A 515-nucleotide genomic window follows, 5' to 3' on the forward strand; every position below is an offset into this window, starting at 1 on the left:
AGTTGGTCGATCTTCACGTTCTGCAGCAGGGCTTCGTTGCCGCGGCTGAAGCGCAGGAAGTGTTCGGTGTTCTGGTGCCGCTCCAGGGCGGCGTCGTCGCGCCACTGCTCGATCATGTAGAACAGGTGGGAGTCGTGGCGGTCCTGGTGCAGGTCGTACTGCAGGCAACCAGCCTCGGCGCGCGACGGGGCGACCAGGGCGCGCAATTCGCGTTCCAGGGCCTCGGCGTGGCCGGGGGTGGCGGTGATGGTGGCGATCAGGGTGAGGGGTGTGCTCATGGTGGGTTCCTTCGATGGGGCGGAGTCAGGATGGGCTATTTCAAATCGCTGAAAAACAGGCTATCAGGGAAGACTCGTTCAAAGGAATCTTGAAAATGCTGCGTTACGACGACCTCCAGGTGTTCGTCCACACCAGCGACAGCGGCTCGTTGTCCGCCGCCGCGCGCCAGTTGGAGATTTCCCCGGCGGTGGCCAGCGCGGCGCTGAAGCGCCTGGAAAGCGAGCTGGAGGTACGCC

The 515-nt window shown here is 63.9% G+C and carries 2 protein-coding genes; one reads left to right on the plus strand and one right to left on the minus strand.

All coding sequences use genetic code 11. The features are described 5' to 3' along the window. A partial coding sequence (locus GYB81_RS23720; RefSeq protein WP_161897991.1) for a putative quinol monooxygenase occupies positions 1-278 on the minus strand: 278 nt, incomplete at its 3' end. Between the two features lie 95 nt (positions 279-373). Here GYB81_RS23720 and GYB81_RS23725 point away from each other — a divergent pair. After that, a partial coding sequence (locus tag GYB81_RS23725) for a helix-turn-helix domain-containing protein (protein WP_161897992.1) occupies positions 374-515 on the plus strand: 142 nt, incomplete at its 3' end.

Origin of the sequence: Pseudomonas yangonensis (genome assembly GCF_009932725.1) — a bacterium.
GTDB lineage: Bacteria > Pseudomonadota > Gammaproteobacteria > Pseudomonadales > Pseudomonadaceae > Aquipseudomonas > Aquipseudomonas yangonensis.